General features: G+C 57.5%; 1 protein-coding gene. It reads right to left on the bottom strand.

Annotation, left to right across the window (positions count from 1 at the left end):
• Positions 1-409 (bottom strand): transposase (locus tag ACXAH0_RS25175; RefSeq protein WP_475196048.1); only part of this gene is annotated, 409 nt, incomplete at both ends.

The following is a 409-nucleotide window of genomic DNA, read 5'->3' as shown; positions in this document are numbered from 1 at the left end:
GTCGTGATGGACCGTTGCGTGCTGCACCTCATAGGCCAGAGTGGATTTGGGCCGGGTGACGAAGATCGCGCCCGCAGCATCGATATCGGCCCAGAAGTCTGCATTATTGTAAGCTCTGTCAAAGACATAGGTGGCGCCTTCCTTCACAGGCAGTTCGGCGCAAACATGGCTGTCGTGAAGCCGCGCAGGACTGACCTGGAACCAGGTGGGGCTTTGGCTGTCGGGGTCGAACAGCAAATGCAGTTTGATTGCACTGTTGTTGCTGCGATAGCGCATGTCCTTGTGGGTCTTGGCAAACAAGCTCACCGTGGTGGAATCCAGCAATCGCACCAGATCGCCGACCTCCTTGCGGGGGCTGGCTTGCATGTCGTTCAAGAGCAGGGACAGGATCGCTTCAAACACCGCTGAC

The organism is Roseibium sp. AWQ4_290, assembly GCF_056160985.1.
The sequence above is the reverse complement of the archived record's forward strand: the minus strand, read 5'-3'. Positions and strand labels throughout refer to the sequence as shown.